The organism is Vibrio sp. V19_P1S1T109, from assembly GCF_002241375.1.
Taxonomy (GTDB): domain Bacteria; phylum Pseudomonadota; class Gammaproteobacteria; order Enterobacterales; family Vibrionaceae; genus Vibrio; species Vibrio anguillarum.
Genome location: NZ_NDIM01000191.1, coordinates 1 through 3,200, shown reverse-complemented (window position 1 = coordinate 3,200; position 3,200 = coordinate 1). Strand labels below are relative to the sequence as shown.

Annotated in this window: 3 protein-coding genes; all 3 read left to right on the top strand. The window is 42.0% G+C overall.

All coding sequences use genetic code 11. The annotated features are described in order from the left end of the window. The first annotated feature begins 178 nt into the window (after positions 1–178). The 3 genes from B9J87_RS09135 (at position 179) to B9J87_RS09125 (ending at position 2,965) form a co-directional block, all read left to right on the top strand. A complete protein-coding gene (locus tag B9J87_RS09135) occupies positions 179–727 on the top strand; it encodes a sigma-70 family RNA polymerase sigma factor (protein WP_094150349.1) in 549 nt (182 codons plus the stop codon). Then, entirely contained in the window at positions 720–1,445 is a 726-nt protein-coding gene (locus tag B9J87_RS09130; protein WP_094150347.1) for a DUF3379 domain-containing protein, read from the top strand. Before B9J87_RS09135 ends, B9J87_RS09130 begins: the two co-directional genes overlap by 8 nt. 221 nt (positions 1,446–1,666) lie before the next feature. After that, positions 1,667–2,965 (top strand): outer membrane protein transport protein, encoded by a 1,299-nt coding sequence (locus tag B9J87_RS09125; protein ID WP_017050593.1) that lies wholly within the window; start codon positions 1,667–1,669, stop codon positions 2,963–2,965. Positions 2,966–3,200 lie beyond the last annotated feature (235 nt).

Here is a 3,200-nt window from a genome sequence, read left to right as displayed (position 1 = left end):
GATTTATTCCATACTATGAAATTAAAAAGCCGTCGACGCTTGAATTGATGTTACCGAACAACTTGAACGGATCGAAAGCGAACGAATACGCGAAGCGTTCATCGCAAGACGACCATAAAATGGCCTAAACAAAGAAGAAATCACAGAGCAAACGGAGACTCATGTGTCGATAATAACCATGTTTGGAAAGAAAAAGTCCAGCAGCCCGGTCAATAGTAATATTGACAGACAGAGAAAATATGAAACGCTTGTGCGTGCTTATCACCGAGATCTTTTTCGTTATGCCTATTGGCTATGTAAAGATAAAAGCATTGCTGAAGATTTAGTCCAAGAAACCTGCTTGAGGGCTTGGAAATCTCTCGATAGTTTGCTCGACGAGAAAGCGGCCAAATCGTGGCTTATAACTATTCTTCGTCGTGAGAACGCGCGCCGCTTTGAGTGCAAGCAGTTTGAGTTGGTCGATATTGATGACTACAGCGGTGACGTAAAAGTCAACGATGATCCTCATCATCAACAAGAGTGGTTGCAGGCACAGATAATGAAGCTGGATATTGAATACCGCGAACCTCTTTTTCTACAAGTCATTGGTGGTTTTAGTGGTGATGAAATTGGCGAGATCCTCGAACTCAATAAGAACACGGTCATGACTCGTCTGTTTCGAGCTCGTAATCAATTAAAAGAACAATTGGATTCATCAGAAGCGTATAAGGGGCAGCAAAATGGATGAATTAGAATTTCGCCGCCGAGTTATGTCCGATCCAAAACAGCATGACCAAGAGATTATCCAAGCGGCATCCACTAGTGATACTAATCGTCAGTTCCTAGAGGACATATTGAGCTTAGATGCAACGATTGCTACTGCAATGAATGTAGACGTGCCTGACGATCTCGCAGACCGTATTCTATTTAGTCAAACCACAATGGCAAGCAATGTCATCCGACCTACTTTTGCCAAGCAAGCGATGACATTGGCTGCATCGATTGCTTTTGTGTTTGGTTTATTGGTTGGCCAAATCAATTGGCGAAATGTGCTCATTCCACCGGCGCAGGCAAGCCTAATGGACACCGCCATCAAACACGTCATTGATGAAGAAGGCTTTGTCAACCAACTGGATGAACAAGTGAATTCAACGCAGATCAACGCCAAAATGCTGCCATTCGCTTATCAGTTAAGCAGTAACTTCCCTTACCACGTTTATTACCTAAACCACTGTGGTTTTGGCAAGGCAAACGCTCTGCACATGGTTTTTCAAGGTGAAAGCGGGAAAGTGACGCTCTTTTTCACAGGCATTGCCAGTGAACAAGCCGTGAACTTTAATGAGCAAAGCATGGCAGGAATCATCGAACCCGTCGGTGATGCTAGCCTGATCCTTGTCGGTGAAAATGGCGAAGATGTCACGAACATCGCTAAAAAACTAATGCCTATGCTAAAACCTTCCCATTAAAACCATTCCTGGCCTGTATATAATGCGGGCCAGGTTCCCTAGACAAAAATAGAGCTTAAACTCTATAAACAAGCATTTTCCGCCTTTTTCCTGCCAAATAGACATCATTTCTGCAATTTTATCATTCAATTAGACAATGGTCGGATTTCTATCTTCTATACTTGCCTCTAGTATCAGCCACCAATTGAGCATTTGCTCAAAAACAACGTCCATTAGAGGCGATGAAATCAAAAAGGAAAAGCACCATGAACAAGACGCGTCTGTTTAAAAAATCGTTACTTGCCGTAACGGTAGCTCTCGCTTCACAACAAGCACTGGCAGCGGGCTTTCAGCTCAATGCACAATCTGCGACTGGCCTAGGTCGTGCATTTGCTGGTGATGCTGTTATTGCCGATAACGCATCGGTGATGGCTCGTAACCCTGCCGCAATGGCGTTGTTTGATGAAACCTCACTCTCTTTGGGCTTTGAATCCATAACGACAAAAATTAAAGTCAAGGATGCGAAATACTGTGGTACAACTTGCCAAGTTGCACCACAGCTATCGGCTCCAAAAAACGCAAATTATGATGAAGCAGGCGGTACATCTATTGCTCCAAATATCCATCTCATTGTCCCTCTCAATGATAAGTTTGCGTGGGGCGTCAATGCCTATTCTAACTTTGGTACAAAAACTGAATTTTCAGATAGTTACTCTGCTAGTGAATATGGCGGTTTAACAGACGTCAAGAGCTTTAACTTAGGCCTTGCTGGTTCTTACAGAATAGACTCTCAATGGAGTGTTGGCGCTGGACTAGATTTAATCTATGGTAAAGGAACCATGAAACGTACGGCTAGTTCTGATGTCGCAAGTTTGGGTGGTAAAGATTTAGTCAACGTAGATGGTGCTGATGTTTGGGCTATCGGATTCAACTTTGGTACTGTCTTTGAGCTAGATGAAAATAACCGTTTCGGTGCCGCATATCATTACAGTCCTGAAATGGAAGCAAAAGATGATAAAGGACAAAAAATCAATTTACCATTGCCTGACCTTTTTGAGTTTTCTGGATTCCATAAAATAAAAGATACCAATTTTGCAGTTCATTACAGCGTACAATGGATCGGCTGGAGCACATTTGATCAAATTGAATTTAGTGACCTCAAAAACTCCCCACTAGGTTCTACTTACAACAAACCATATAAATGGCAAGATGGATGGCATTATGCTATTGGCGGAACTTATTATTTAAATACAGATTGGACTTTACGTGCTGGTTATATGTATGACACCAGCGCTCAAGATTCATTAACGTCAGTATCAGTACCTGACTCTGACCGCCAATGGTTCTCTGCTGGCTTTACTTATAACCTAGATGAAAAATCAAATATTGATTTTGGTTTCACCTACTTACTGGGTGATGATGTACAAGTATCTGAAGGAACACCTAATCCTCTTGGTTCACCTCAATATCTTTCAACTCTGACGGCAACGACTCACGCAGATGCAATCCTAGTCGGCTTACAATATAGCCGCAGCTTCTAAGCGCAACGTTTATTAGCATAGCGTCAATAAAGGGCTGGTTTTCCAGCCCTTTTTAATGCTTGTAATATCATCTCCTCGCCTAATTCAGCTAACAACTGTACCTTTGGGGCCTTAAACCACACTACAAGTGTTCGCCAAAAATCAGAAACACTTTCATAACAAGCAGAGTATTCCGCTTATAATTAAACCTTTAATAGATTTTAATTTCAAAAACAACAAATTCACTGCTTTATAT

Bases quoted from the DNA above. Each gene is read 5' to 3' on its own strand.
- B9J87_RS09135 (WP_094150349.1), top strand. From the start codon at position 179: ATGTTTGGAAAGAAAAAGTCCAGCAGCCCGGTCAATAGTAATATTGAC.
- B9J87_RS09130 (WP_094150347.1), top strand. From the start codon at position 720: ATGGATGAATTAGAATTTCGCCGCCGAGTTATGTCCGATCCAAAACAG.
- B9J87_RS09125 (WP_017050593.1), top strand. From the start codon at position 1,667: ATGAAATCAAAAAGGAAAAGCACCATGAACAAGACGCGTCTGTTTAAA.